Annotated in this window: 21 protein-coding genes; 12 read left to right on the top strand and 9 right to left on the bottom strand. The window is 67.2% G+C overall.

Annotated features, from left to right (window positions below; translation table 11 throughout):
• Nucleotides 1-4: 4 nt before the first annotated feature.
• Nucleotides 5-919, bottom strand: coding sequence for a shikimate dehydrogenase (locus CA951_RS25500; RefSeq protein WP_087559488.1), 915 nt, complete (start codon nt 917-919; stop codon nt 5-7).
• A gap of 110 nt (nt 920-1,029) precedes the next feature.
• Between CA951_RS25500 and CA951_RS25495 the strand changes: the two genes are divergently transcribed.
• Together CA951_RS25495 and CA951_RS25490 are read left to right on the top strand one after the other, a co-directional pair.
• A complete protein-coding gene (locus CA951_RS25495; RefSeq protein ID WP_087559487.1) occupies nt 1,030-1,707 on the top strand; it encodes a TetR family transcriptional regulator in 678 nt (225 codons plus the stop codon).
• A gap of 123 nt (nt 1,708-1,830) precedes the next feature.
• Complete coding sequence (locus CA951_RS25490; RefSeq protein WP_087559486.1) at nt 1,831-3,231, top strand: MFS transporter; 1,401 nt, start codon at nt 1,831-1,833, stop codon at nt 3,229-3,231.
• Between the two features lie 61 nt (nt 3,232-3,292).
• Here CA951_RS25490 and CA951_RS25485 read toward each other — a convergent pair whose 3' ends face one another.
• The 5 genes from CA951_RS25485 to CA951_RS25465 form a co-directional block, all read right to left on the bottom strand.
• The gene (locus tag CA951_RS25485; protein WP_087559485.1) at nt 3,293-4,108 is read right to left on the bottom strand and encodes an ATP-binding cassette domain-containing protein; all 816 of its coding nucleotides are present in this window, start codon (nt 4,106-4,108) and stop codon (nt 3,293-3,295) included.
• A 5-nt stretch (nt 4,109-4,113) separates the two neighbouring features.
• Nucleotides 4,114-5,172, bottom strand: a complete 1,059-nt coding sequence (locus tag CA951_RS25480) for an ABC transporter permease (protein ID WP_087559484.1) — start codon at nt 5,170-5,172, stop codon at nt 4,114-4,116.
• 146 nt (nt 5,173-5,318) lie between these two features.
• Entirely contained in the window at nt 5,319-6,317 is a 999-nt protein-coding gene (locus CA951_RS25475; protein ID WP_087559483.1) for a substrate-binding domain-containing protein, read from the bottom strand.
• 187 nt (nt 6,318-6,504) lie between these two features.
• Nucleotides 6,505-7,866, bottom strand: coding sequence for an MFS transporter (locus tag CA951_RS25470; RefSeq protein ID WP_087559482.1), 1,362 nt, complete (start codon nt 7,864-7,866; stop codon nt 6,505-6,507).
• Nucleotides 7,867-7,897: 31 nt separating this feature from the next.
• Nucleotides 7,898-8,635 carry a GntR family transcriptional regulator gene (locus CA951_RS25465; protein ID WP_072947097.1) on the bottom strand — a complete coding sequence of 246 codons (738 nt, stop codon included), beginning with the start codon at nt 8,633-8,635 and terminating at the stop codon, nt 7,898-7,900.
• Nucleotides 8,636-8,838: 203 nt separating this feature from the next.
• Here CA951_RS25465 and iolC point away from each other — a divergent pair, with 203 nt between their 5' ends.
• The 9 genes from iolC (at nt 8,839) to CA951_RS25420 (ending at nt 19,196) form a co-directional block, all read left to right on the top strand.
• On the top strand, nt 8,839-9,828 hold the full coding sequence (iolC, locus tag CA951_RS25460; RefSeq protein ID WP_087559481.1) for a 5-dehydro-2-deoxygluconokinase: 990 nt from the start codon (nt 8,839-8,841) through the stop codon (nt 9,826-9,828).
• Nucleotides 9,821-10,720, top strand: coding sequence for an aldolase (locus CA951_RS25455; RefSeq protein ID WP_087559480.1), 900 nt, complete (start codon nt 9,821-9,823; stop codon nt 10,718-10,720). The genes iolC and CA951_RS25455 overlap by 8 nt, the downstream gene beginning before the upstream one ends.
• Before the next feature lie 21 nt (nt 10,721-10,741).
• On the top strand, nt 10,742-11,638 hold the full coding sequence (gene iolB, locus CA951_RS25450) for a 5-deoxy-glucuronate isomerase (protein ID WP_087559479.1): 897 nt from the start codon (nt 10,742-10,744) through the stop codon (nt 11,636-11,638).
• Nucleotides 11,635-13,593, top strand: coding sequence for a 3D-(3,5/4)-trihydroxycyclohexane-1,2-dione acylhydrolase (decyclizing) (gene iolD, locus CA951_RS25445; protein WP_179220304.1), 1,959 nt, complete (start codon nt 11,635-11,637; stop codon nt 13,591-13,593). The genes iolB and iolD overlap by 4 nt, the downstream gene beginning before the upstream one ends.
• A 35-nt stretch (nt 13,594-13,628) precedes the next feature.
• Entirely contained in the window at nt 13,629-14,534 is a 906-nt protein-coding gene (locus CA951_RS25440) for a sugar phosphate isomerase/epimerase (protein WP_072947093.1), read from the top strand.
• Between the two features lie 26 nt (nt 14,535-14,560).
• Nucleotides 14,561-15,628: a Gfo/Idh/MocA family protein gene (locus CA951_RS25435; protein WP_087559478.1), complete on the top strand. Its 1,068-nt coding sequence runs from the start codon at nt 14,561-14,563 to the stop codon at nt 15,626-15,628.
• Between the two features lie 5 nt (nt 15,629-15,633).
• The gene (locus CA951_RS25430) at nt 15,634-16,506 is read left to right on the top strand and encodes a sugar phosphate isomerase/epimerase family protein (protein WP_087559477.1); all 873 of its coding nucleotides are present in this window, start codon (nt 15,634-15,636) and stop codon (nt 16,504-16,506) included.
• A gap of 11 nt (nt 16,507-16,517) precedes the next feature.
• On the top strand, nt 16,518-18,023 hold the full coding sequence (locus CA951_RS25425; protein ID WP_087559476.1) for a CoA-acylating methylmalonate-semialdehyde dehydrogenase: 1,506 nt from the start codon (nt 16,518-16,520) through the stop codon (nt 18,021-18,023).
• A gap of 12 nt (nt 18,024-18,035) precedes the next feature.
• A complete protein-coding gene (locus CA951_RS25420) occupies nt 18,036-19,196 on the top strand; it encodes an iron-containing alcohol dehydrogenase (protein WP_087559475.1) in 1,161 nt (386 codons plus the stop codon).
• A 19-nt stretch (nt 19,197-19,215) separates the two neighbouring features.
• On the opposite strand, the gene CA951_RS25415 is transcribed toward CA951_RS25420, so the two are convergent.
• From CA951_RS25415 to CA951_RS25405, 3 genes are all read right to left on the bottom strand, one after another.
• Nucleotides 19,216-20,037, bottom strand: coding sequence for a PhzF family phenazine biosynthesis protein (locus tag CA951_RS25415; RefSeq protein ID WP_087559474.1), 822 nt, complete (start codon nt 20,035-20,037; stop codon nt 19,216-19,218).
• Between the two features lie 3 nt (nt 20,038-20,040).
• The gene (locus CA951_RS25410) at nt 20,041-20,535 is read right to left on the bottom strand and encodes a DUF3830 family protein (protein WP_087559473.1); all 495 of its coding nucleotides are present in this window, start codon (nt 20,533-20,535) and stop codon (nt 20,041-20,043) included.
• A gap of 69 nt (nt 20,536-20,604) precedes the next feature.
• Nucleotides 20,605-21,846, bottom strand: coding sequence for an aspartate aminotransferase family protein (locus CA951_RS25405; protein ID WP_087559472.1), 1,242 nt, complete (start codon nt 21,844-21,846; stop codon nt 20,605-20,607).
• 115 nt (nt 21,847-21,961) lie between these two features.
• Here CA951_RS25405 and CA951_RS25400 point away from each other — a divergent pair, with 115 nt between their 5' ends.
• Nucleotides 21,962-23,410, top strand: coding sequence for an NAD-dependent succinate-semialdehyde dehydrogenase (locus CA951_RS25400; RefSeq protein WP_087559471.1), 1,449 nt, complete (start codon nt 21,962-21,964; stop codon nt 23,408-23,410).
• Nucleotides 23,411-23,414 lie beyond the last annotated feature (4 nt).

Here is a 23,414-nt window from a genome sequence, read left to right as displayed (position 1 = left end):
AGCCTTACGCGCCCGCGAGCGCGGCGGCGTCCTCCGCCTCCAACAGCAGACCCATGTGCTCACGCATCCGCTGGGCGTCCGGTTCGAGGCCGGTGAAGATCCGGAAGGAGTCGACGGCCTGACCGATGGTCATGCCGATTCCGCTGAGTGTCCGGGCGCCGATCTCGCGGGCGCGGCGGAGGAGTTCGGTCTCGGCCGGACGGTAGACGACGTCCGCGACCCACAGGTCGGGGCGCAGCAGCGCGGCGTCGAGCGCCATGCCGGGATGGTGCGCCATGCCGAGCGGCGTCGCGTGGATGAGGCCCTGGGCGGCACCGACCGCGGCGGGAACGGCGGCGAGGTCGCCGGCCACGATCTCCCGGTCCGGGAACAGCGCTGCGAGCGAGTCACGCAGAGCGGCCGAGCGCGTGGCGTCGGCGTCGATGATCGTGAAGTGTCCGACGCCCCGGGTCAGTGCGGCGTAGGCGACGGCCGCACCGGCCCCGCCCGCCCCGAGTTGCACGACACGGTTCATGGGCGCACCTTCGAGGCCCTCGTCCATGTTGCGCGCGAATCCGGACCAATCGGTGTTGTGGCCGATGAGGCGTCCGCCGTCGATGTGGACCGTGTTGACCGCGCCGAGTTTGCGGGCGTCGTCGGACAGGGCGTCGAGCAGCGGAATGATCGCCTGCTTGCAGGGGTGCGTGATGTTGAGCCCGTTGAACCCGAGGAGCTTGGCGGCGTCGAGGAGCCGCGGCAGTGCCTCGACGCCCATGCCCAGGGTGTCGAGGTCGAGGATCCGGTAGACGTACCCGACGTCCTGCGCACGACCCTCCGCCTCGTGAAGCGGCGGGGTCAGCGATTTCGAGATCCCGGTGCCGATCAGACCGCACAGGTAGGACGGGCGGGCGTTGGGGGCATCGAGGTCACGAGAGGTCATGGGGATCACTTCCGGGAAGGGTGCGAGAACTAATTAACTATCTAGTGAGTTATGTCACGGTAGCATACGTCCATATCGCGCGGAAGACAGCACAGGCAGGAGTTTCAGGAATGACACGAAGCGAGACCACGGGCGCACCCGCCGAAAAGCAGGCGGCCAAGCGCACGCGCAATCCCGAGAAGACCCGGGAGAACATCCTGAAGGTGGCGATGACGGAGTTCGCCGACAAGGGCCTGACCGGGGCCCGCATCGACGAGATCGCGGCGAAGACCGCCACCACGAAGCGGATGCTCTACTACTACTTCGGCGACAAGGACGGCCTGTACCGGGCGGTCCTGCAGCGCGCCTACGAGGAGATTCGTTACGAGGAGTCCCAGCTCGACGTCGACCACCTCGAGCCGGCCGAGGCCATCCGGGCGCTCGCCGAGCTGACGTTCGACCATCACGAGGCGCACCCCGACTTCATCCGCCTCGTCGCGATCGAGAACACGAATCGCGGCGTCAATCTCGTCCAGGCCGAGGGCCTCCCCGAGACTCAGGCGCCGGCGATCCGCACGCTCGATCGAATCCTCCAGCGAGGGCAGGACGCGGGCATCTTCCGCACCGACACGACGGCGCTCGACATCCACATGCTCATCAGCTCGTACTGCGTCTTCCGGGTGGCGAATCGGTACACGTTCAAGGCCCTGTTCGACTGGGATCTCACCGGCGCGGAGAACCGTCCCCACCTGCGCGCGATGATCGGCGACGTCGTCCTGGCCTACCTGCAGCAACCCGGAAAAGTATGAACTAACCATTTCGACCATTATTGACTCGAGCCTGTGACCTGGGTTACCTTGCTTCTACGACCTACGAACACCTGCTCATTTCGAGCGGCCAGTGTTCACATTCCTCGCTCCCCAGGAGTATCGATGACCATCGACTACGGCACCGGCGCCTCCGGTCGCAACGGTGACGGCACAGGCCGCTCGTCCGTCGACCCCAACGCTGATCCCACCAACGCGAAGAAGGCCGCGAAGGCCGCCTTCTTCGGCAGCCTGCTCGAGTACTACGACTTCTACATCTTCGCCTCGGCTGCCGCACTGGTGTTCCCGCACGTGTTCTTCGAGGGCGCGAAGAACCCGCTGCTGCTGTCGTTGGCGACGTTCGGCATCTCCTACATCGCGCGTCCCATCGGCGCCGTGTTCGTCGGACACTTCGGCGACCGGGCGGGGCGCAAGAAGGTGATGATGTTCTGCCTGGTGCTCATGGGCGTCGTCACGTTCCTCATCGGCTGTCTGCCGTCCTCGGAGACTGCCGGGATGGTCGGCCCGGCGCTGCTGGTGCTCCTGCGCATCTGCCAGGGCGTCTCCGCAGCGGGCGAGCAGTCGGGTGCGGGCTCCCTCACCCTCGAGCACTCCCCCGCTCACCGCCGCGGCTTCTTCTGCAGTTGGACGCTCACCGGCACCCAGGCCGGCTTCATCGTCGCGAGCCTCGCGTTCATCCCGGTCGCGGCACTGCCCGACGAGACCCTCTACAGCTGGGGCTGGCGCGTCCCGTTCTGGTGCAGCCTGCTCGTCCTCGTCGTTGCGTACATCGTGCGTCGCAAGCTCGAAGAGCCCGAGATCTTCATCGCCAACAAGGAGGCCCTGGACGAGGCGCCCGCCCCGCTGCCCGTCGTCGATCTCTTCCGCACGCACTGGCGCGACGTTCTGCGCGTCGTCTTCTGCGCCTTCATCGCCGTCGTCAGCACCGTGTTCTCCGTGTTCGGCCTCGCATACGCCACCACCCCGGAGATCGGGATGAGCCGCACCACCATGCTGTGGGTCGCGATCGCCGCGAACGCGGTGGCCCTCGTCTCGCAGCCGCTGTTCGGCATGCTGTCCGACCGGATCGGCCGCAAGCCGGTGTTCATCGGCGGCGCGATCGGTTCGGCCGCCGGGATTTTCCTGTACTTCGCCGCCATCGGCACAGGCAACGTCGCGATGATCTTCCTCGCGGGCATCCTGCTGATGGGTGGCGTCTACGCCGGGACCAATGCCATCTGGCCGGCGTTCTACGCCGAGATGTTCTCCTCGCGGGTTCGCTACTCCGGCATGGCGATCGGCACTCAGCTCGGTTTCGCACTCGCCGGGTTCGCACCGACCATCGCCCAGGCTCTCCGCGGCGGCGACCCCAAGAACTGGGTGCCGGTGGCGATCTTCACCGCCGTCTGCGCGCTCATTGCCGCGGCGTCCGCCTCCACCGCCAAGGAGAACTCCCGTACCCCGCTGCTCGACCTCGACAAGGAGGACGTCGCGCTCACCAGGGCGAAGGCCAGCGCACAGGTCTGATCTGCTCCGAAAACGAACGATGCGCCCGGTTCGAGAGCCGGGCGCTTCGTCGTGTCGGTGCCTAACGCCGTAGTTCGTGGGTGAGTGCTTCGAGTTCGTCGCCGCCGGCCATTTGCTGGGTGAGTTCTTCGAGGCTGATTTCGTCGAAGGTGCAGTCCAGTTTCTGGCGTCCGCGGTTGAGGAGCACGAAGTGATCGCCGACCATGTAGGCGTGGTGCGGGTTGTGGGTGATGAACACCACCCCGAAGCCCTGTTCCTTGGCGGCGGAAATGTACCGCAGGACCATCCCGGACTGTTTGACACCCAGGGCGGCGGTGGGCTCGTCGAGGATCAGGACGCGGGCGCCGAAGAAGATCGCCCGCGCGATCGCCACGCACTGGCGTTGACCACCGGACAGCGACCCGATGGGGGCGTCGACGTCGGGCAGGTCGATGCCCATCTTGTGGAGTTCTTCCTTGGTGGTGGCGCGCATCGCGTTCGAGTCGAGGGACCGCAGCGGGCCCTTGCGCAGTTCCTGGCCGAGGAAGAAGTTCCGCCACACCGGCATCAGCGCCACCACCGCCAGGTCCTGGTAGACGGTGGCGATGCCCTTGGACAGGGCCTCCTTCGGCGACCCGAACGAGGCCGCGTCGCCGTCGACGAGCAGTTCCCCGGAACTCTGCTGGTGCAGGCCGGCCATGATCTTGATCAGGGTGGACTTGCCGGCCCCGTTGTCGCCGAGGACACCGGTGACCTCCCCCGCCTTGACCCGCAGGTTGATGTCTTCGAGGGCGATGATGTTGCCGTACTGCTTGCCGACGTGTTTGAGTTCGATCAGCGGGATCTTGCCGCCTCCACCGGGTTCGGTGTCGACGGGGATCTGTTCGGTGGTACTCATACCGGTCACCTCTTGGCGGCGTAGTTGCGGAAGGCGTTGTTGGCGATGACCGCGAACAGCAGCATCGCGCCGAGGAAGAACTTGAACCAGTCCGGGTTCCAGCCGGCGTAGACGATGCCCTGGTTGGTCATCCCGAAGATGAACGCGCCGATCGCGGCGCCGATCGCGGTGCCGTAGCCACCGGTGAGCAGGCAGCCGCCGATGACCGCGGCGATGATGTACAGGAACTCGTTGCCGATGCCCTGGCCGGACTGGACGGTGTTGAACGAGAACAGCAGGTGCATGCCGACGAACCAGGCGGCGAAACCGACGGTCATGAACAACCCGATCTTGACCTTGGTGACCGGCACACCGATCGCGCGGGCGGAGTCCTGGTTGCCGCCGACGGCGAAGATCCAGTTCCCGATCCGGGTCTTGAACAGCACCCAGGTGGCGATCGCGGTGAACAGCAGCCACCACACCACGGTGATCCGGACGGACACCCCACCGACGACGAAGGAGGACGCGAACACCTTCTTCGCGGAGTCGAAGCCCTGCATGTCCGACACGCTGGGGGTGGCGACCTGCCCGGTGATCAATTTGGTGACCGCGAGGTTGATGCCGGTGAGCATCAGGAACGAGCTCAGGGTGATCAAGAAGCTGGGGATCTTCGTTTTCATCACCAGGTAGCCGTTGAAGAACCCGACGGCGAGGGACACCACCAGGGCGAGGGCGGCGCCGGCCCACAGGTTCAGGTGCAGGTTGTAGGCGATCATCGACGCGGCCAGGGAGCTGGTGGTGACCGCGACGCCGGCGGAGAGGTCGAATTCGCCGCCGATCATCAGCAGTGCGACCGCGCAGGCCATGATCCCGATGGTGGAGGAGGCGTAGAGGACGGTGGCCAGGGCCTCGGGGCTGCGGAACGGGGGTGCGACGATCATGAAGAAGATGAAGATCGCGATCGCACCGAACAGGGACCCGACTTCCGGGCGCACCAGCAGCCGTTGCAGGCGTTTTTGTTCCTTCACCCGCTCGTCGTGGACGACCTTGTGACTGGCAAGGTCCAGATCTTGCTGTGTGGACATGATTTCCTCTCCGCGCCGGTGGATCTCAGCGTTGTGCGGTGCCGGCCGGTCCTGCGACCGGGTCGATGGTGTCGGTGACTGTGTGTGCGAGAGATGGACCCACCGGGGTCCGGATCGTGTGTCCTGTCATGTGAATCGACCGCCGGTCAGCGGGTGCCGGCCTTGGCGTACTCGGCGACCTTGTCGATGTTGGTCTTGTCGATGAACGACGGCCCGGTCAGCGTGGGCCCGCCGCCGCCGATGACGTTCCCGTTGTTCAGGTACAGCCACAGCGAATCGATGGCCAGGTAGCCCTGCAGGTACGGCTGCTGGTCGATCGCCCACTGCACGCTGCCGTCGGAGATGGCGTCGACGAGGGCCGCGTTGGTGTCGAACGTGAACACCTTGGCCGGGCTGCCCGCGTTACCGACGGACTGGACGGCGGTGAGGGCGATCGGGGCGCCGAGCGTGAGCACGCCGTCGATGGACGGGTCCTGCTGGAGCTTGGCGGCGATCGTCGAGTTCACCGACGGCATGTCCTCGCCGTTGACGTTGAGCGTCTCGAACGTGCCGCGGAACGCCTGCTTGGCCCCGGCGCAACGGGATTCGAGCTGAATCTGGCCCTGCTGCTGGATGACGCAGATGACGTGCTTGGCGCCCTCGTCGTTCAGCCGGTTGCCCGCGGCCTGGCCGGCGATGGTCTCGTCCTGCCCGAAGTACTGGGTGACGCCCATGTCCTTCCAGGCGCCGTATCCGGCGTTGAACGCGGAGATCGGGATTCCGGCGTCCTGCGCGCTCTTGACGGCGGGCGCCATCGCTTCGGGGGTGGCGAGGGTGAGTGCGAGGCCGTCGACCTTGGAGTCGATCGCCGTCTGCACGAGGTTGGCCTGGTTGGGGGCCTGCGGATCGGAGGAGTACTTCAGTTCCACGTTGTCCTTGTCGGCGGCATCCTGCGCACCGGTGCGGATCAGGTCCCAGAACGTGTCGCCCGGTGCCGCGTGGGTGACCATCGCGATCGTGATGCGCGGGGTGTCGGCGCTGCCCGCGCCGATCCCGGACCCGCTGCTGTCCGGCTTGCCGCCGGTGCTCGAGCACGCCGCGAGGCTCATCACCAGGGCACTCGCGCAGGCCAGCACTGCCACGCGACGCCGGTTGGGGAAGTTCATCTGTTTTTCCTCTCGGGGGACGAACGGCTCGTTGACGTCTTGGCCGTGTGCCTTAGATGTAATACGCGTCACACCCGAAAGTCAATAGTTTGTCTGGACATTAGGACCACATATCAAAGGCGCGGGCGCACGCGTCACCGATACCTGCCCGGAAATCGAGCGGAAATGGCGAAAGAAGGGGACGCGATCAGCGCGTGACCGACGCCCCGGCGTCGCGCGGCAGACGCAGCGTGTCGACGACCGTGCCGAGCATCAGCAGGCCCAAAAGGACGAAGGTCCAAGAATATTCGGATCCGAACCCGTGCTCGGACGACGTCGCCAGCGGCGTGAATGCGGTGAGCGCGAGCGCGGCGAGCGCGATTCCGAGTCCGGCCGCCAGTTCCTGCACGGCGGCGTTGAGAGTGTTGGCGTGCGTGAGGTCGGCGCGATCGACGTCCGAGAACGCGAGACTGTTGTACGCGGTGAATCCGACCGAACGCAGGGCTCCGCTCACGAAGAGGACTCCTGCGATGACGGGCATCGGGGTCGACGAACTCAGTGCGGCGAGCATCCCGAAGCAGCCCACCGACAGCAGCGCGTTGACCAGCAGGATCGGCCTGATCCCGAAACGCCGCATCAGCGGCGTCGTGAATGGTTTGATCGCGATGTTGCCTGCGAACAGCGCGGCGACGAGCAGACCCGCGAGAAACGGCGTCCAGCCGAAGCCGAGTTGGAACTGCAGCGGCAACAGGAACGGCACGGCCGTCACGATCAGGCGGTAGAGCGAACCCCCGGTGACGGTGATCCGCAACGTCCGCACACGCAGCACTCGGACATCGACGAGCGGGTGCGGAGTGCGGACGAGATGGACCGCGGACGCGACCAGCAGGACGACCGCGACCACTCCCCCGATCGCGACCCGGCGCCAGTCGGTGCCCGTCACACGGATGCTCTCCAGGGCGATCAGCGCCGCCGCGATTCCCGTTCCGACCCCGAGCAGGCCCCGCCAGTCCAGCCTCCTCACCGACCGCGAGCCGGCTCCGTGAACCAGCTTCAGCGACAGCAGGATTCCGAGGACCCCGATGGGAATGTTGATGACGAAGATCCACCGCCACGAGCCCACCGTGGCGATCGCGCCGCCGAGCAGAGGTGCAATGACGGGCGCGGCGAGCGCGGGCCACGTGAGCAGGGCTATCGCGCGGACGAGATCGCCCTTCGTGCTCGACCGCAGCACCGCGAGCCGTCCGACCGGCACCATCATGGCGCCGCCGACTCCCTGCAGCACCCGCATCGCGACGAGCATCGGCAACGACACGCTCGCGGCGCACCCGATGGACGCCAGGGTGAACACGGTGATGGCGGCCACGAACACCCGGCGGGTCCCGAACCGGTCGGCCACCCACCCGCTCGCGGGGATGAGGACTGCGACCGTGACCAGGTAGGCGGAGATCGCGATGTTGACGTCGACGGGGTCGACGCCGAAGGAGTCGGCGATCAGCGGGACGGCGGGGGCGATGATGGTCGCGTCGAGGATCTCCATGAAGAGGGCGCCCGCAACCAGCAGGGCCATTCCCCGGGGGAACGACGTCGCGCGCCCCGTCCTAACGATCGACAACGGTGGTATCGAAGTAGTACCGCGACGCCCGGTAGCAATGGCTGCCGAACTCGACGGCGCTTCCCGAGTCGTCGAACGCGGTCCGGTTCATAGTGAGCAGCGGCGCCCCGGTCTTCTCGTCGAGGAGTGACGCCTCTGCCTTGCTCGCCGCTTTCGCGCCGATGCGTTGCCGCGCGAGGCGAATGTGCACGCCGCGGGCCCGGAGTGCGTGGTAGAGGCCGTGCGCCTCGAGTTCGTCGGGGTCCGGCGCGAGATCCACCGGGATGTGGTTGGTCATCAGCGCGAGCGGTTCGCCGTTGGTGCTGCGGAGGCGCCGGATGGACGCCACCTCACTGCCGGGTTGCAGGTTGAGTTCAGCGGCCACGTCCTCGGCAGGTACGGCGACCTGGTAGTCGAGGAGCTTGGTGGTCGGGCTCTGCCCTGCGCGGGCGAGGTCGTCGAAGAGACTGGTGAGCTCGACCGGCCGGTGCACGGCGCTCTGCACGACCTGCGTGCCGACGCCGCGCTTGCGGACGAGCAACCCCTTGTCGACGAGTTCCTGAATGGCACGGCGCGTGGTCGGGCGCGACAGGTTCAAGCGTTTGGCGAGCGCCAGTTCGTTCTCGAAGCGGTCGCCGGGCGCGAGTTCCCCGCCGATGATCGCGTTCTCGATCGTCTGCGCGAGCTGGAAATACAGCGGAACCGGGCTCGATCTGTCGAGCTCGACTGCGAGTGGTGCACCCACGGACAACTCCGATCCTCGTGCGCGTGGCGACGTCCGCCGCCGCCGATCTTTCCGGCAGTGTATGCGAACACTAACACTAGATTGACTTCAAGTAATAATGTCAGGACAAAGTCTTGACAGGAGCCGGTGATGTGGAGCACAGTTTCAACCAGACCTCGGCGCCCTGCGCAGACCACCCACAACGACCTATTCGGGAGTCAGCCTTGACCACCAACCAGACGCAACCCAACCGGAACGGATTGGACGTCCTCGCCATCGGGCGCTGCGGAGTGGACATCTACCCATTGCAGACCGGCGTCGGACTCGAACACGTCGAGACGTTCGGCAAGTTCCTCGGCGGAAGCGCCGCCAACGTCACCGTCGCCGCCGCCCGCCTCGGCTGCCGCAGCGCTCTCATCTCGGGGGTCGGCAACGACCCGTTCGGACGCTACGTCCGCACCGCACTCACCGACCTCGGCGTCGACAACCGTTACGTCGGCATCGACGCCGACCACCCGACCCCCGTCACGTTCTGCGAGATCTTCCCGCCGGACGACTTCCCGCTGTACTTCTACCGCAAGCCGGTCGCCCCGGACCTGCAGGTGAGGCCGGCAGACCTCGACCTCGACGCGGTCCGCGACGCGAAGCTGTACTGGTCGACCGTCACCGGACTGTCCGAAGAGCCCAGTCGCAGTGCGCATTTCGCCGCCTGGGAGGCGCGCGGACGTCGCAGCCACACCGTTCTCGATCTCGACTACCGCCCGATGTTCTGGTCCTCCCCCGCCGACGCCACCGCGCAGGTGCAGCGTGCCCTCCAGCACGTGACCGTCGCGGTCGGCAACCGTGAGGAGTGCGAGATCGCAGTCGGCGAGACCAACGCGCACAAGGCCGCCGACGCACTGCTCGACCTCGGCGTCGAACTGGCCATCGTCAAGCAGGGCCCCAAGGGTGTGCTCGGCAAGACCCGCAGCCAGTCCATCACGGTGCCGCCAAACGAGGTCGACGTCGTCAACGGCCTCGGCGCCGGCGACAGCTTCGGCGGGTCGCTGTGCCACGGCCTGCTCGCCGGGTGGCCGCTCGAGAAGATCCTGCGCTACGCCAACGCCGCGGGGGCGATCGTCGCTTCCCGGCTCGAATGCTCCACCGCGATGCCGACGGCCGACGAGGTCCGTGAGCTCGCCGAATCCACCGCTTCGGAGGCTGTCAATGTCTGAAACTCTCGCTCACCGCGCAGTCTGCGCGACCTATGCCGACGTCACCGAGGTACGCGCCAGTGATCCGGCCGCCATCGACCGCGCCTGGGCGACCCGCGTCGCCCGGCCCACGGTGCGCGGGAACGGCCGGCTCATGATCGTCGCCGCCGACCACCCCGCCCGGGGCGCGCTGTCGGTCGGCGACCGCCCGACCGCGATGAACAGTCGCACCGACCTCCTCGACCGCCTCCGCACCGCGCTGCGCAATCCCGGCGTGGACGGCGTGCTCGCCACCGCCGACATCCTCGATGATCTGGTGCTGCTCGGCGCACTCGACGACAAGGTGGTCATCTCGTCGATGAACCGCGGCGGCCTCGCCGGCGCCAGCTTCGAACTCGACGATCGGATGACCGGCTACACCGCAGCGGGCACCGCGAAGGCCGGCATGAACGGCGGAAAGATGCTGTGCCGCATCGATCTCGAAGATCCGGGCACCCTCTCCACCCTCACCGCCTGCGCCGAGGCCGTCGATTCACTGGCCGCGGCCGGACTGATGGCCATGGTGGAGCCGTTCCTGTCGCGGCGTGTCGACGGCAAGGTCAAGAACGATCTCAGCGCGGACGCCGTGATCAAGTCGATCCACATCAGCCAGGGTCTGGGCTCCACGTCCGCCTACACCTGGATGAAGCTTCCTGTGGTCGACGAGATGGAACGCGTCATGGATGCGACGACGCTTCCCACGCTGCTGCTCGGCGGAGACCCGCAGACGGCGCCCGAGGAGACGTTCGCGAGCTGGGGCAGGGCCCTCGCACTGCCGTCGGTCCGCGGCCTGATCGTCGGTCGCACCCTGCTGTACCCGCGGGACGAGGACGTCGCCGCCGCGGTCGACACCGCCGTATCCCTCGTTCACTGACGCACGCCGGAGAGGCCCACGATGAACAGCAAGTACTACGTGCCGGTCGGTTCCGCGGCCACCGGGCCGTTCGACCTCGAGGTCACCCCCGAGTCGGCGGGCTGGACGGAATCGAGCCTTCGGGTGCTCACCCTGGCACCCGGCGGGTCGGCCGAACTCACCACCGGCGACGACGAGATCATCGTCGTACCGCTGGCCGGGTCGGCGTCCGTGTCGAGTGAGGGCACCGAGTTCGCACTCACCGGTCGGCGGTCCGTGTTCGACGGGCCGAGCGACTTCGCCTATGTGGGACGGGACTCCGCCTACACGGTGGCGAGCGCGACCGGTGGCCGCTTCGCACTGTGCGGCGCCCGCGCCCGGCAGAAGTTCCCGTTCCGCTACGTTCCGGCCGCGGACGTGTCCGTCGAACTGCGCGGCGCCGGCAACTGCAGCCGGCAGGTGCACAACTTCGGCACCGCCGACCGGTTCGAGGCCGACTCGATCATCGCGTGCGAGGTCATCACACCCGGCGGCAACTGGTCCTCGTACCCCAGCCACAAGCACGACGAGAACAGCGATGTCGAATCCCAGCTCGAAGAGATCTACTACTTCGAGATCGCCGAAGCAGGCGACACCGCAGTGGATTTCGGCGGTACCGGATTCGGCTACCATCGCGTGTACGGCACTCCCGAGCGGCCCATCGAGGTGCTCGAGGAAGTGCGATCCGGCGACGTGGTCCTCGTTCCGCACGGCTACCACGGACCGTCGATCGCCGCCCCCGGACATCACATGTACTACCTGAACGTGATGGCCGGGCCGGGCGAAGAACGCTCCTGGAACATCTGCGACGACCCGGCACACACCTGGCTGCGCGGCAGCTGGGAACACCAGACCGTCGATCCCCGCCTCCCCCTCCACGCACCGTCCGAAGGAGCATGACCGTGGTGTCCACCGCGCCGATGTCGGCGAGCAAGAACCCCAACGCCGAGGGCACCGTCCACCTCACGGTGGCTCAGGCGACCATCCGATTCCTCGCCAATCAGTACGTCGAGAGGGACGGCGAACGCACCAAGTTCTTCGCCGGCTGCTTCGGCATCTTCGGCCACGGCAACGTCGCCGGACTCGGTCAGGCACTGCTGCAGGCCGAGATCGACGCCGTCGAGGCAGGCACCGATCCGGAACTGCCGTACGTCCTCGGCCGCAACGAGCAGGCGATGGTGCACAGCGCGGTCGCGTACGCCCGCCAGAAGGATCGCCTGCAGACGTGGGCCGTGTCGGCCAGCGTCGGACCCGGCTCGACCAACATGCTGACCGGTGCGGCGCTCGCCACCATCAACCGGCTGCCCGTCCTGCTGCTGCCCGCCGACACGTTCGCCACCCGCGCGAGTGCACCGGTGCTGCAGGAACTCGAACTTCCGTCGAGCGGGGACGTCACCGTCAACGACGCGTTCAAGCCGCTGTCGCGCTACTTCGACCGTGTGTGGCGTCCGGAACAGTTGCCCTCGGCGCTGCTCGGCGCGATGCGCGTGCTCACCGACCCCGTCGAGACGGGTGCGGCCACCGTCGCCATCCCGCAGGACGTGCAGGCGGAGGCGTTCGACTGGCCCGAGTCGATGTTCGCCGAGCGCACATGGCACGTCGCCCGGCCGCTCCCCGAGAAATCGGCGATCGCGCGGGCCGCGGACGTCATCCGGTCGGCGAAGAAGCCGCTGATCGTCGCGGGCGGTGGCCTCATCTACTCCGGCGCCACCGCGGCGCTGGCGTCGTTCGTCGAGTCGACGGGCATTCCGGTCGGACAGAGTCAGGCCGGCAAGGGTTCGCTTCCGTACGACCACCCGCAGTCGGTCGGGGCGATCGGCTCGACGGGCACGACGGCGGCCAACGCGCTCGCCACCGAGGCCGACGTGATCATCGGCATCGGCACCCGCTACAGCGACTTCACCACGGCGTCGCGCACCGCGTTCAACAACCCCGACGTGCGGTTCGTCAACATCAACGTGGCGTCGATCGACTCGGTGAAGCAGGGCGGCGTCAGCGTCGTCGCGGACGCCCGCGAGACGCTCGAGGCTCTCGCCGAGGCACTGGGCGACTACCGTGTTTCCGACGAGTACCGTTCGCGCACGGCAGAACTCGCCGCACACTGGGAGTCCACCGTCGACGCGGTCTACAAGATCGACGACGACTCGCTCGGCCTGAACCAGAACCAGGTCATCGGACTCGCCAACACACTGTCGGACCCGCGCGACGTGGTGGTGTGCGCCGCCGGTTCGATGCCCGGCGACCTGCACAAGCTGTGGCGCACCCGGGACTCGAAGGGTTACCACGTCGAGTACGGCTTCTCCTGCATGGGTTACGAGGTCGCCGGCGGCATCGGCGCCAAGATGGCGTGCCCCGACCGTGACGTGTTCATCATGGTCGGCGACGGCTCCTACCTGATGATGGCCACCGAACTCGTCACCGCCGTGCAGGAGAACGTCAAGGTCATCGTGGTCCTCGTGCAGAATCACGGTTTCGCGTCCATCGGATCGCTGTCGGAGTCGCTCGGCTCCCAGCGTTTCGGCACCGACTACCGCTACCGGGGCGACTCCGGCCGGCTCGACGGCGACATCCTGCCCGTCGATCTGGCGGCCAACGCGGCGAGCCTCGGCGCGGACGTGATCCGTGCGAACACGGCCGCCGAATTCACCGACGCCGTCAAGGTGGCGAAGGCGAGCGACAGGACCACCGTCATCCACGTCGAGACGGACCCGCGGATCGCCGCCCCGGACAGCGAATCCTGGTGGGACGTGCCGGTCAGCTCGACCAGCACCCTCGAGTCCACGCAGAACGCGTACGAGACGTACGCGCAGTGGAAGAAGATCCAGCGTCCGTTCCTCCGCCCGTCCGGCAACTGACCCGCCCCCAGCAGAACTTTCGAAAGGATTTCCCGATGAGCGTAATTCGCGTCGGATCGGCCCCCGACTCCTGGGGCGTGTGGTTCCCGGAAGACCCGCAGCAGACCCCGTACGGCCGGTTCCTCGACGAGGTGTCCGCATCCGGTTACGAGTGGATCGAGCTGGGGCCGTACGGCTACCTGCCCACCGACCCGCAGCAACTCCGTGACGAACTCGCCGCCCACAATCTGAAGCTGTCGGCGGGCACCGTCTTCGAGCACCTGCACCAGGACGATTCCTGGGATGCCGTGTGGACCCAGATCGAGGACGTCGCGAAGCTGACCGCCGCCGTCGGCGGCAAGCACGTGGTCGTGATCCCGGAGATGTGGCGCGACCCGGGCACCGGCGAGGTGCTCGAGGACCGCAACCTCACCGCGGAGCAGTGGAAGAAGAAGACCGGCGGCATGAACGAGCTGGGCAAGAAGATGTTCGAGCAGTACGGCGTGAAGGCGCAGTACCACCCGCACGCCGACAGCCACGTCGACACCGAGGAGAACGTGTACCGCTTCCTCGACGGCACCGACAGTGAATTCGTGAACCTCTGCCTCGACACCGGCCACATCAGCTACTGCGGCGGCGACAACCTCGCGATCATCGAGCGCGCCCCCGAACGGATCGGCTACCTGCACCTCAAGCAGGTCGATCCCGAGGTCCGCGCCAAGGTCGAGGCCGAGGACCTGCCGTTCGGCGAGGCCGTCAAGCTCGGCGCGATGATCGAGCCCCCGCTCGGCATCCCCGACCTGCCGCCGCTGCTCGCCGCGATCGAGAAGCTCGACATCGACGTGTTCGCGATCGTCGAGCAGGATCTCTACCCCTGCGCCGTGGACGTGCCGCTCCCGATCGCCCAGCGCACCCGTAAGTACCTGGGATCCTGCGGGATCCCGTCCGTCAAGTTCGTCTAACCGACCACGTCAGGAGCTAGTCAGCCATGTCCGAGAGCAACGACCTGCGCATCGCCGTCCTGGGTGTCGGAATGATGGGCGCCGACCACGTCGCGCGGATCACCGACCGCATCAAGGGGGCGACCGTCGCCGTCGTCAACGACTACTTCACCGAGAAGGCCGAGGAGATCGCTGCCGGCATTCCCGGTTGCCGCGTGGTCAACGACCCGCTCGACGCGATCGCCGACCCCGGTGTCGACGCGGTCGTCCTGGCCACCCCCGGCCCGACACACGAGAAGCAGCTCCTGGCCTGCCTCGAGCACGGCAAGCCGGTGATGTGCGAGAAACCGCTGACCACCGACGTCGCCACCTCCCTCGAGATCGTCAAGGCGGAAGCCGAACTCGGCAAAAAGCTGATCCAGGTCGGCTTCATGCGGCGCTTCGACCACGAGTACGAGCAACTGAAGTCCCTCATCGACGACGGCGCATTCGGGCGGGTGCTCCTCGCCCACTGCGTGCACCGCAACCCGGTGGTGCCGCCGAGCTTCGACAGCTCGATGATCGTCAAGGACTCGCTGGTCCACGAGGTCGACGTCACCCGCTTCCTGTTCGACGAGGAGATCACGTCGGTCCACGTCCTCAAGCCCGCCGCGAACCCCGGTGCGCCCGAGGGACTTCAGGACCCGCAGATCGCGTTCTTCAGCACCGAGTCCGGCCGTCACGTCGACGTCGAACTGTTCGTGACCACCGGTGTCGCCTACGAGGTGCGCACCGAGATCGTCGCCGAAAAGGGTTCGGCGTTCATCGGCCTCGACGTCGGACTGGTCCGCAAGTACGGCACCGGCGCGGGAACCGGCCGCTCGGGCGCAGGCATGTACGGCGGAGAGATCACCCCGTCGTTCAAGGAACGCTTCGGTCAGGCGTACGACGTCGAGATCCAGCGGTGGGTGAACGCCGTCCGCACGGGTGCGGAGACCGGCAACTACGTCGACGGCCCCGGCGCGTGGGACGGCTACGCCGCCGCCGCGGTGTGCGCGGCCGGCGTGCAGTCACTGGAGACGGGTGAGCGCGTCACCGTCGAGATGGTCGACCGCTCGTCCATTCCGGGGGCCTGATCACGATGAAGATCGCACTCGACCCCACCCCGTTCCACCACGACTACTCGCTTCTCGAATTCCCTTCCGTGGTCGCGGAACTCGGCTTCGAGCACCTGCAGCTCACCCCACACCGCGACATGATCCCGTTCTTCAACCACCCGAAGGCCGACGACGAGTTGGTCCGGCAGTTCCGCAAGGCCTGCAGCGACGCGGGCGTCGGGATCGCCTCCGTGTTGCCGGTCCTGCGGTGGTCGGGCCCGGACGAAGATGCCCGCGAGGCGGCGGTGCGGTACTGGAAGCGTGCCATCCAGATCACCGTCGACCTCGGTGTGAACGTGATGAACACCGAGTTCAGCGGTCGCCCGGAGAAGGCCGAGGAGTCGGAGCGCGCCTTCTACCGGTCGATGGAGGAACTCGTCCCCATCATCGAGCGTGAAGGCATCGACGTTCGCATCGACCCGCACCCCGACGACTTCGTCGAGAACGGTCTGGACGCCATCCGCATGATCCGCGGCATCAACTCCAAGAACTTCGGGCTGGTGTTCGTTGCGTGCCACTCGTACCACATGGGTGCCGGGATGCTCGAGATCATGCGGGCGGCCGGCGACATGCTGCGGCTCGTGCACGTCGCGGACACGATGGATCACCACCGTTCCCACGGCTTGCGGTACATCACCAACCCGCCCGGCAACCCGGTGCGCGTGCATCAGCACCTCAAGATCGGTGACGGCGACCTCGACTGGGACGAGTTTTTCGGCGGTCTCGGCGAACTCGGCTTCTACGACAAGCCCGACACGGTGATGGTGTCCAGCGTTTTCGCCGAGGACGAGAACGCACACGACGTCTCCCGCTACCAACTGAAGACCATGAAGGATTACATCGCGCGCACGCGGTGAAAGGACAACACATGAGCACCAACATCACTCGCGAGATCGCACACTGGTCCGACGGTAAGAGCTTCGCCGGTACCAGCGGGAACACCGCCCCGGTCACCAACCCCGCGACCGGTGCCGTCACCGGTGAGGTCGCCTTGGCCAGTGTCGAGGACGCCCGCGCCGTCATCGACTCGGCCGCGGCGGCGTTCCCCGGGTGGCGCGACACCTCCCTCGCCAAGCGCACCCAGATCATCTTCAAGTTCCGGGAACTGCTCAACGAGCGCAAGGGTGAACTCGCCGAGATCATCACCTCCGAGCACGGCAAGGTCGTCTCCGACGCCCTCGGTGAGGTCTCCCGCGGTCAGGAGGTCGTCGAATTCGCCTGTGGCATCGCGCACCTGCTCAAGGGCGGCATGACGGAGAACGCGTCGACGAACGTGGACGTGCATTCGATCCGTCAGCCCGTCGGCCCCGTCGGCATCATCTCCCCGTTCAACTTCCCCGCCATGGTCCCGATGTGGTTCTTCCCCGTCGCCATCGCCACCGGCAACACGGTGGTGCTCAAGCCGTCCGAGAAGGATCCAACCGCCGCGATCTGGATGGCCGAACTCTGGGCCGAGGCCGGACTCCCCGCCGGGGTGTTCAATGTGCTGCAGGGCGACAAGACCTCCGTCGACGAACTCCTCACCAACCCGGCCGTCAAGGCCATCAGCTTCGTCGGATCCACCCCCATCGCCCAGTACGTGTACGCCACCGGCACCGCCCACGGCAAACGCGTCCAAGCCCTCGGCGGCGCCAAGAACCACGCCATCGTCCTCCCCGACGCCGACCTCGACCTCGCCGCCGACGCCATGGTCAACGCCGGCTTCGGATCCGCCGGTGAACGCTGCATGGCGATCTCCGCCCTCGTCGCAGTTGGCGACATCGCCGACGAACTCGTCGCGAAGATCACCGAACGCACCAACACGCTCAAGATCGGTGACGGCACCAAAGATTCCGACATGGGNCCGCTGGTGACNAAGGTGCACCGCGACAAGGTCGCCTCCTACATCGACGCCGGCGAGAAGGACGGTGCCACGATCGTCGTGGACGGGCGCACCGTGCAACCCGATGGCGGGGCGGACGGGTTCTGGCTCGGACCGACCCTGATCGACCACGTCACCACCGACATGAGTGTGTACACCGACGAAATCTTCGGACCGGTCCTGTCGGTGATCCGCGTCGACTCCTACGACGAGGCCCTCGAACTGGTCAACTCCAGCCAGTTCGGCAACGGCACCGCCATCTTCACCAACGACGGCGGCGCGGCACGCCGGTTCCAGAACGAGGTCGAGGTCGGCATGGTCGGCATCAACGTGCCGATTCCGGTTCCGATGGCCTACTACTCCTTCGGTGGCTGGAAGAACTCCCTGTTCGGCGACACCCACGCCCACGGCGCCGANGGTGTGCACTTCTTCACCCGCGGCAAGGTCGTCACCACCCGCTGGCTCGACCCCAGCCACGGCGGCCTCAACCTCGGATTCCCCCAGAACGCGTAAGGAGCCTCTCCCATGAGCGCACACCTTTCACTCCCCCGTTTCGCCAGCATCGGGGCCGGAGCAGTCGACGAGATCGGCTCGGTCGTCGACCAATTGGGCCTGCAGAGACCGGTTCTCGTCACCGACTCCTACCTCGTCGGCACCGGCGCGGCCGACCGGGTGATGACCCTCCTCAGGTCGGCGGGCAAGGACCCGGCCCTGTTCGACGGCACGGTGCCCGACCCCACCACCGATTCCCTGACGGACGGGCTGAGGATCGTCGCCGAACACCGCGCGGATTCGGTGATCGGATTCGGCGGCGGCAGTCCGATGGACACGGCGAAGGCGCTGGCCGTGCTGTCCGCGAACGGCGGCGAGATGCGCTCGTACAAGGCACCTCACGTGTACACCGGGAAGGCGCTGCCGATCATCGCGATCCCGACCACCGCGGGCAGCGGCTCCGAAGCGACGCAGTTCACCGTCATCAGCGACAGCGCGTCCGACGAGAAGATGCTGTGTCCGGGGCTGTCGTTCCTGCCGATCGCCGCGATCGTGGATTTCGAACTCACGATGTCGATGCCGCCGCGGCTGACCGCCGACACCGGAATCGATGCCCTCACCCACGCCATCGAGGCGTACGTCAGCAAGAAGGCTCAGCCGTTCACCGACGGACTCGCTCTCGCCGCGATCCGCACCATCGGCAAGCACATCCGCACGGCCTACGCGGACGGTGAGAACCGCACCGCGCGAGAAGCGATGATGGTCGCGTCCACCCAGGCCGGCATGGCGTTCTCCAACTCGAGCGTGGCGCTGGTCCACGGGATGAGCAGGCCGATCGGTGCGCATTTCCATGTCGCACACGGACTGTCGAATGCGATGCTGCTTCCCGCGATCACGGCGTTCTCCGTGCAGGGGGCGGAGAGCCGGTACGCCGACTGCGCGCGGGCGTTCGGCGCCGCATCGGAATCGGCGGGCGATTCCGTCGCCGCACAGTTCCTCGTCGAGACACTGAGCACGCTGTGTCACGACCTCAAGGTGCCGACCCCGCTCGAATACGGGATCGATCGCGGTACCTGGGACGGCCTCGTCCCGCTGATGGCGCAGCAGGCGCTGGCGTCCGGGTCACCCGGCAACAACCCGATCGCACCCACCGCCGAGCAGATCGAGACGCTGTACGCGGAGGTCTTCGCCTAGTCAACGGTGTCGTCCGGAGCTAGAACTCGACGGTGCCCCTGAGGTACCGCCGGTACGCCCCGGACAGGTGGACGCGGTCGCCGCGCACGTCGCAGTGAACGGTTCCGCCGCGCGCCGACAGTTGCCGACCGACGAGGCTGCCACGCCCCAGCGTGGCAGCCCAGTACGGCGCGATCTGCGAGTGCGCGGAACCCGTCACCGGGTCTTCCTTCACGCCGGCCGCGGCACCGAACCAGCGCGACACGAAGTCGACCCCGTCCGCGTCCGACGCCGCGGTGACGACGACGCCGCGCACCTTCAGCGGGCTGATCACGGTGAAGTCGGGGGTCATCGACGCGATGTCGTGTTCGGATTCCGCGACGAACACGAGGTCGGTGGCCTTCAGACTTTCCCGCACCGGGATGCCGAGTGCTGCGACGACCCGGGGATCGGCGGCGGTCGGCACCGGCGCCTCGGCCGGAAAATCCATCACCAGCGTGGCGTCCGGTCCCCGATCGACGGTCAGCCAGCCGCTGCGCGTCCAGAACTGGATCCGGTCGGCGTCCGGATGCACGTCCTCGAGGATCTGCGCGGCGGCGGCGAGCGTCGCATGACCGCACAGATCCACCTCGACCGCCGGCGTGAACCACCGCAGGTGATACGCCGGACGCGCCCGGTCGTGAGGCGTCGCGTCCGTGGGAAGGCGCGCGGTGTAGAACGCCGTCTCGGACAGATTGTTCTCTTCGGCGAGTTGCTGGAGAACCGCGTCGTCCAGCCACTCGGTCAGCGGCATGATCGCCGCCGGGTTGCCCTCGAACGGTCCGGCGGCGAACGCGTCGATCTGATGGATGTCCAGCCTCATGCGTCAGGCCCGTGCGAAGCTCATCGTCTCGCCCTCGACGCCGCGCATCCAGAGGTCGTTGCAGGCGGCCGCCAGTTCCGGCAGACCCTCCTCGATCGCGGCGAACACGTTGCCGGGCACCCAGCCGACGTCGCCGTTGAGCAGCAGGTTGTTGCGGCCGTAGAAGATCGCGAGGTCGGTGGCCCCCTGCGCGGCGTGCGCCTCGGAGCCGGGCTCGTACCCGTAGGCGGAGTTGCCGATCTCCCAGGGCTCGAAGTCGAACAGGCAGACGTCGCCGGGAATCGGTGTGACGGTGGGGTTTTCCCGTCGCGGGGCCGCCGTGATGCGCGGGATCAGCGTGTACACCTCGTTGCGCGCGTACTTGGCGTGGTACGCGTCGCCGCTCTGCGGAAGGACGTTCCACACGGCATCGCACGTGAGCGGTGCATCCTCGTCGAGAAGCCGGGCGCGGCAGGTCACGCCGCGCTTGTCCAGGGTGATGGTGATGTAGCGAGCCATGTATGCCTCCTTCGTCGCCTGTGAGTACTTGTTAACCGCCCGCGGTTAACAAGTACTCACAGGTGCTGGTCACACTTCGTCGAGCACCTCGGACCAGATCTTCAGGGCGTCCTCGATCTGGTCTGCCGTGACGATGAGCGGTGGAATCATCCGGACCACGTTCATGTGGGCGCCGCAGGTCAGCAGCAGCAACCCCTTCTTCGCTGCCAGTTGCTGCGCCGCAGCCGCTTTCGCACGGTCCGCGGCGCCGTCGGCGGCGGTGAACTCGCTGCCCACGAGCAGCCCGAGACCGCGGACGTCGCCGATCCCGTCGATGGCGTTCCGGCGGGCACCGTCGAGCAACTGCGCGCCCCGGGCGGCGGCGTTGGCGACGAGGTCTTCCTTCTCGATGACCTCGAGCGTCGCGACCGCGGCCGCGCAGGAGACGGCGTTGCCGCCGTACGTTCCGCCCTGCGACCCCGGCCAGCCCTTGGACATCAGTTCCTCGGACGCCGCGATGCCCGACAGCGGGAAACCGCTGGCCAGCCCCTTGGCGATGGTGATGATGTCGGGGCGGACGTCGAAGTGCTGGTGCCCGAAGAACTTGCCGGTGCGACCGAATCCGGTCTGGATCTCGTCGATGACGAGCAGGATGCCGTAGCGGTCGGCGCGTTCGCGGAGTCCCTGGAAGAACGCGGTGTTGCCGGGCACGTACCCGCCCTCGCCGAGTACCGGTTCGACGATGAACGCGGCCGTCTCGTTCGGCGCGGTGAGCGTCGCGAAGATGTAGTCGAGTTCCTTGAGCGCGAACGCGGTGGCCTCCTCTTCGGACCAGCCGTAGCGGTACGCGTTGGGGAACGGTGCCACGTGCACGCCGCCCATCAGCGGGCTGAAGCCGGCCGAGAACCGGGTGCCGGACGTGGTCATCGTCGCCGTCGCGACGGTGCGCCCGTGGAAACCGCCGTGGAAGACGATCACGTTGGGCCGACCGGTCGCCTGCCGGGACAGTCGCAGCGAGGCCTCCACGGCCTCGCTCCCGGAGTTCGCGAAGAACAGCGAGTCGAGTCCTTCGGGCAGCACCGACCCCAGGCGGTCGACCAGTTCGAGCATCGGCTGGTGCATGACCGTGGTGTATTGGCCGTGGATCAGGGAGCCGACCTGCCTGCGGGCGGCCTCCACGACGTGGGGGTGGCAGTGCCCGGTACTGGTGACGCCGATGCCCGCGGTGAAGTCGAGGTAGCGCCGGCCGTCGGTGCCGTAGAGGTAACAACCTTCACCGTGATCGACCGTCACGGGTGTGGCCTGAGCGAGCAGTGGAGATAGCCGAGTCACGGGTAACCCTCCCACGCGTAGATGCCTTCGGATGTCGGCAAGTGCATTGTCAGATTGTTGACAATCTGTATAACATGGGGACCGTCCCTACGGCAACGGAGAACGGGGAAAAATCATGCTCGAGGACGCAGCAATCAGATCGGTGCAGACCGGCCTGTTCATCGGCGGCAAGTGGCGCGACAGCGCGCGCACCATGCCGGTCCACGACCCGTCGACCGGACAACTCCTGTGCACGGTCGCCGACGCCGACGCCGCGGAGGCCCGCGAGGCGCTCGACGCCGCGGTGGCCGCGCAACCGTCGTGGGCGGCCACGACGCCCCGCGAACGCAGCACCATCCTCATGAACGCGCACCGATTGCTGCTCGAGAACGTCGACCGGCTCGCGCTCGTGATGACCCTCGAGATGGGAAAGCCACTCACCGAGGCACGGGGTGAAATTGCGTATGCCGCAGAGTTCTTCCGCTGGTTCGCCGAGGAGGCCGTCCGCATCGACGGCGGCTACACGACGGCGCCGAGCGGCGGATCACGATTCCTCGTCACCAAACAGCCCGTCGGTCCGAGCCTGCTCATCACCCCATGGAACTTCCCGATGGCGATGGGCACCCGCAAGATCGGGCCCGCGATCGCCGCCGGGTGCACGTCCGTCATCAAACCCGCCGCCCAGACGCCACTGTCGATCCTGGCGCTCGCCGACATCCTCACCGAGGCCGGGCTGCCGGACGGCGTCGTCAACGTCGTCACCACGTCCAGCCCCGACGAGGTCATCACTCCCCTCATCCTCGACGGCCGGGCCCGCAAGCTGTCGTTCACCGGTTCGACCAAGGTCGGGAAGCATCTGCTCGAACTGTGCGCCCGCACCGTCATGCGCACGTCCATGGAACTCGGCGGCAACGCACCGTTCCTCGTGTTCGACGACGCGAATCTCGACGACGCGGTCGACGGCGCCATGGCCGCGAAAATGCGCAACATCGGCCAGGCCTGCACGGCCGCCAACCGCATCCTCGTGCACAGTTCCGTCGCCGAGGAATTCACCCGCAAGCTCACGCAGCGGATGGCTGCCCTGCCCGTCGGCCGGGGCACCGAGGACGGCGTCGTCGTCGGACCGCTGATCGACGAGGCCGCCGTCGCCAAGGTCGGCAGCCTCGTCGCGGACGCGATCGACCGCGGCGCCACCGTACTCACCGGCGGTGAGGCACTCGACCGCCCGGGCAACTTCTACCCGGCGACGGTGCTGACGGGCGTCCCCGACGACGCCGAGATGTGCCACAACGAGATCTTCGGCCCCGTGGCCGCGATCAGCACGTTCGAGACCGAGGCCGAGGCCGTCGAGCGCGCCAACGACACCCCGTACGGGCTGGTGGCCTACGTGTACACCGAGGGCCTCAAGCGCGGCATCCGCGTGTGCGAGGCACTGGAGTCGGGCATGGTCGGGCTCAACCAGGGTGTGGTGTCGAACCCGGCCGCACCGTTCGGCGGGGTCAAGGAATCGGGGCTCGGACGCGAGGGCGGGACCACCGGCATCGACGAGTTCCTCGAAACCAAATACATCGGCGTCGCGATGTGAAATC

Source organism: Rhodococcus sp. NCIMB 12038 (genome assembly GCF_002165735.1).
Classification (GTDB): domain Bacteria; phylum Actinomycetota; class Actinomycetes; order Mycobacteriales; family Mycobacteriaceae; genus Rhodococcus_F.
The sequence above is the reverse complement of the archived record's forward strand: the minus strand, read 5'-3'. Positions and strand labels throughout refer to the sequence as shown.

Bases quoted from the DNA above. Each gene is read 5' to 3' on its own strand.
- CA951_RS25470 (WP_087559482.1), bottom strand. From the start codon at position 7,866: ATGGCCCTGCTGGTTGCGGGCGCCCTCTTCATGGAGATCCTCGACGCG.
- CA951_RS25455 (WP_087559480.1), top strand. From the start codon at position 9,821: ATGTCTGAAACTCTCGCTCACCGCGCAGTCTGCGCGACCTATGCCGAC.
- CA951_RS25420 (WP_087559475.1), top strand. From the start codon at position 18,036: ATGAGCGCACACCTTTCACTCCCCCGTTTCGCCAGCATCGGGGCCGGA.
- CA951_RS25435 (WP_087559478.1), top strand. From the start codon at position 14,561: ATGTCCGAGAGCAACGACCTGCGCATCGCCGTCCTGGGTGTCGGAATG.
- CA951_RS25400 (WP_087559471.1), top strand. From the start codon at position 21,962: ATGCTCGAGGACGCAGCAATCAGATCGGTGCAGACCGGCCTGTTCATC.
- CA951_RS25495 (WP_087559487.1), top strand. From the start codon at position 1,030: ATGACACGAAGCGAGACCACGGGCGCACCCGCCGAAAAGCAGGCGGCC.
- CA951_RS25485 (WP_087559485.1), bottom strand. From the start codon at position 4,108: ATGAGTACCACCGAACAGATCCCCGTCGACACCGAACCCGGTGGAGGC.
- CA951_RS25415 (WP_087559474.1), bottom strand. From the start codon at position 20,037: ATGAGGCTGGACATCCATCAGATCGACGCGTTCGCCGCCGGACCGTTC.
- CA951_RS25480 (WP_087559484.1), bottom strand. From the start codon at position 5,172: ATGTCCACACAGCAAGATCTGGACCTTGCCAGTCACAAGGTCGTCCAC.
- CA951_RS25475 (WP_087559483.1), bottom strand. From the start codon at position 6,317: ATGAACTTCCCCAACCGGCGTCGCGTGGCAGTGCTGGCCTGCGCGAGT.
- iolB (WP_087559479.1), top strand. From the start codon at position 10,742: ATGAACAGCAAGTACTACGTGCCGGTCGGTTCCGCGGCCACCGGGCCG.
- CA951_RS25410 (WP_087559473.1), bottom strand. From the start codon at position 20,535: ATGGCTCGCTACATCACCATCACCCTGGACAAGCGCGGCGTGACCTGC.
- CA951_RS25440 (WP_072947093.1), top strand. From the start codon at position 13,629: ATGAGCGTAATTCGCGTCGGATCGGCCCCCGACTCCTGGGGCGTGTGG.
- CA951_RS25490 (WP_087559486.1), top strand. From the start codon at position 1,831: ATGACCATCGACTACGGCACCGGCGCCTCCGGTCGCAACGGTGACGGC.
- CA951_RS25430 (WP_087559477.1), top strand. From the start codon at position 15,634: ATGAAGATCGCACTCGACCCCACCCCGTTCCACCACGACTACTCGCTT.
- iolD (WP_179220304.1), top strand. From the start codon at position 11,635: ATGACCGTGGTGTCCACCGCGCCGATGTCGGCGAGCAAGAACCCCAAC.
- CA951_RS25500 (WP_087559488.1), bottom strand. From the start codon at position 919: ATGACCTCTCGTGACCTCGATGCCCCCAACGCCCGCCCGTCCTACCTG.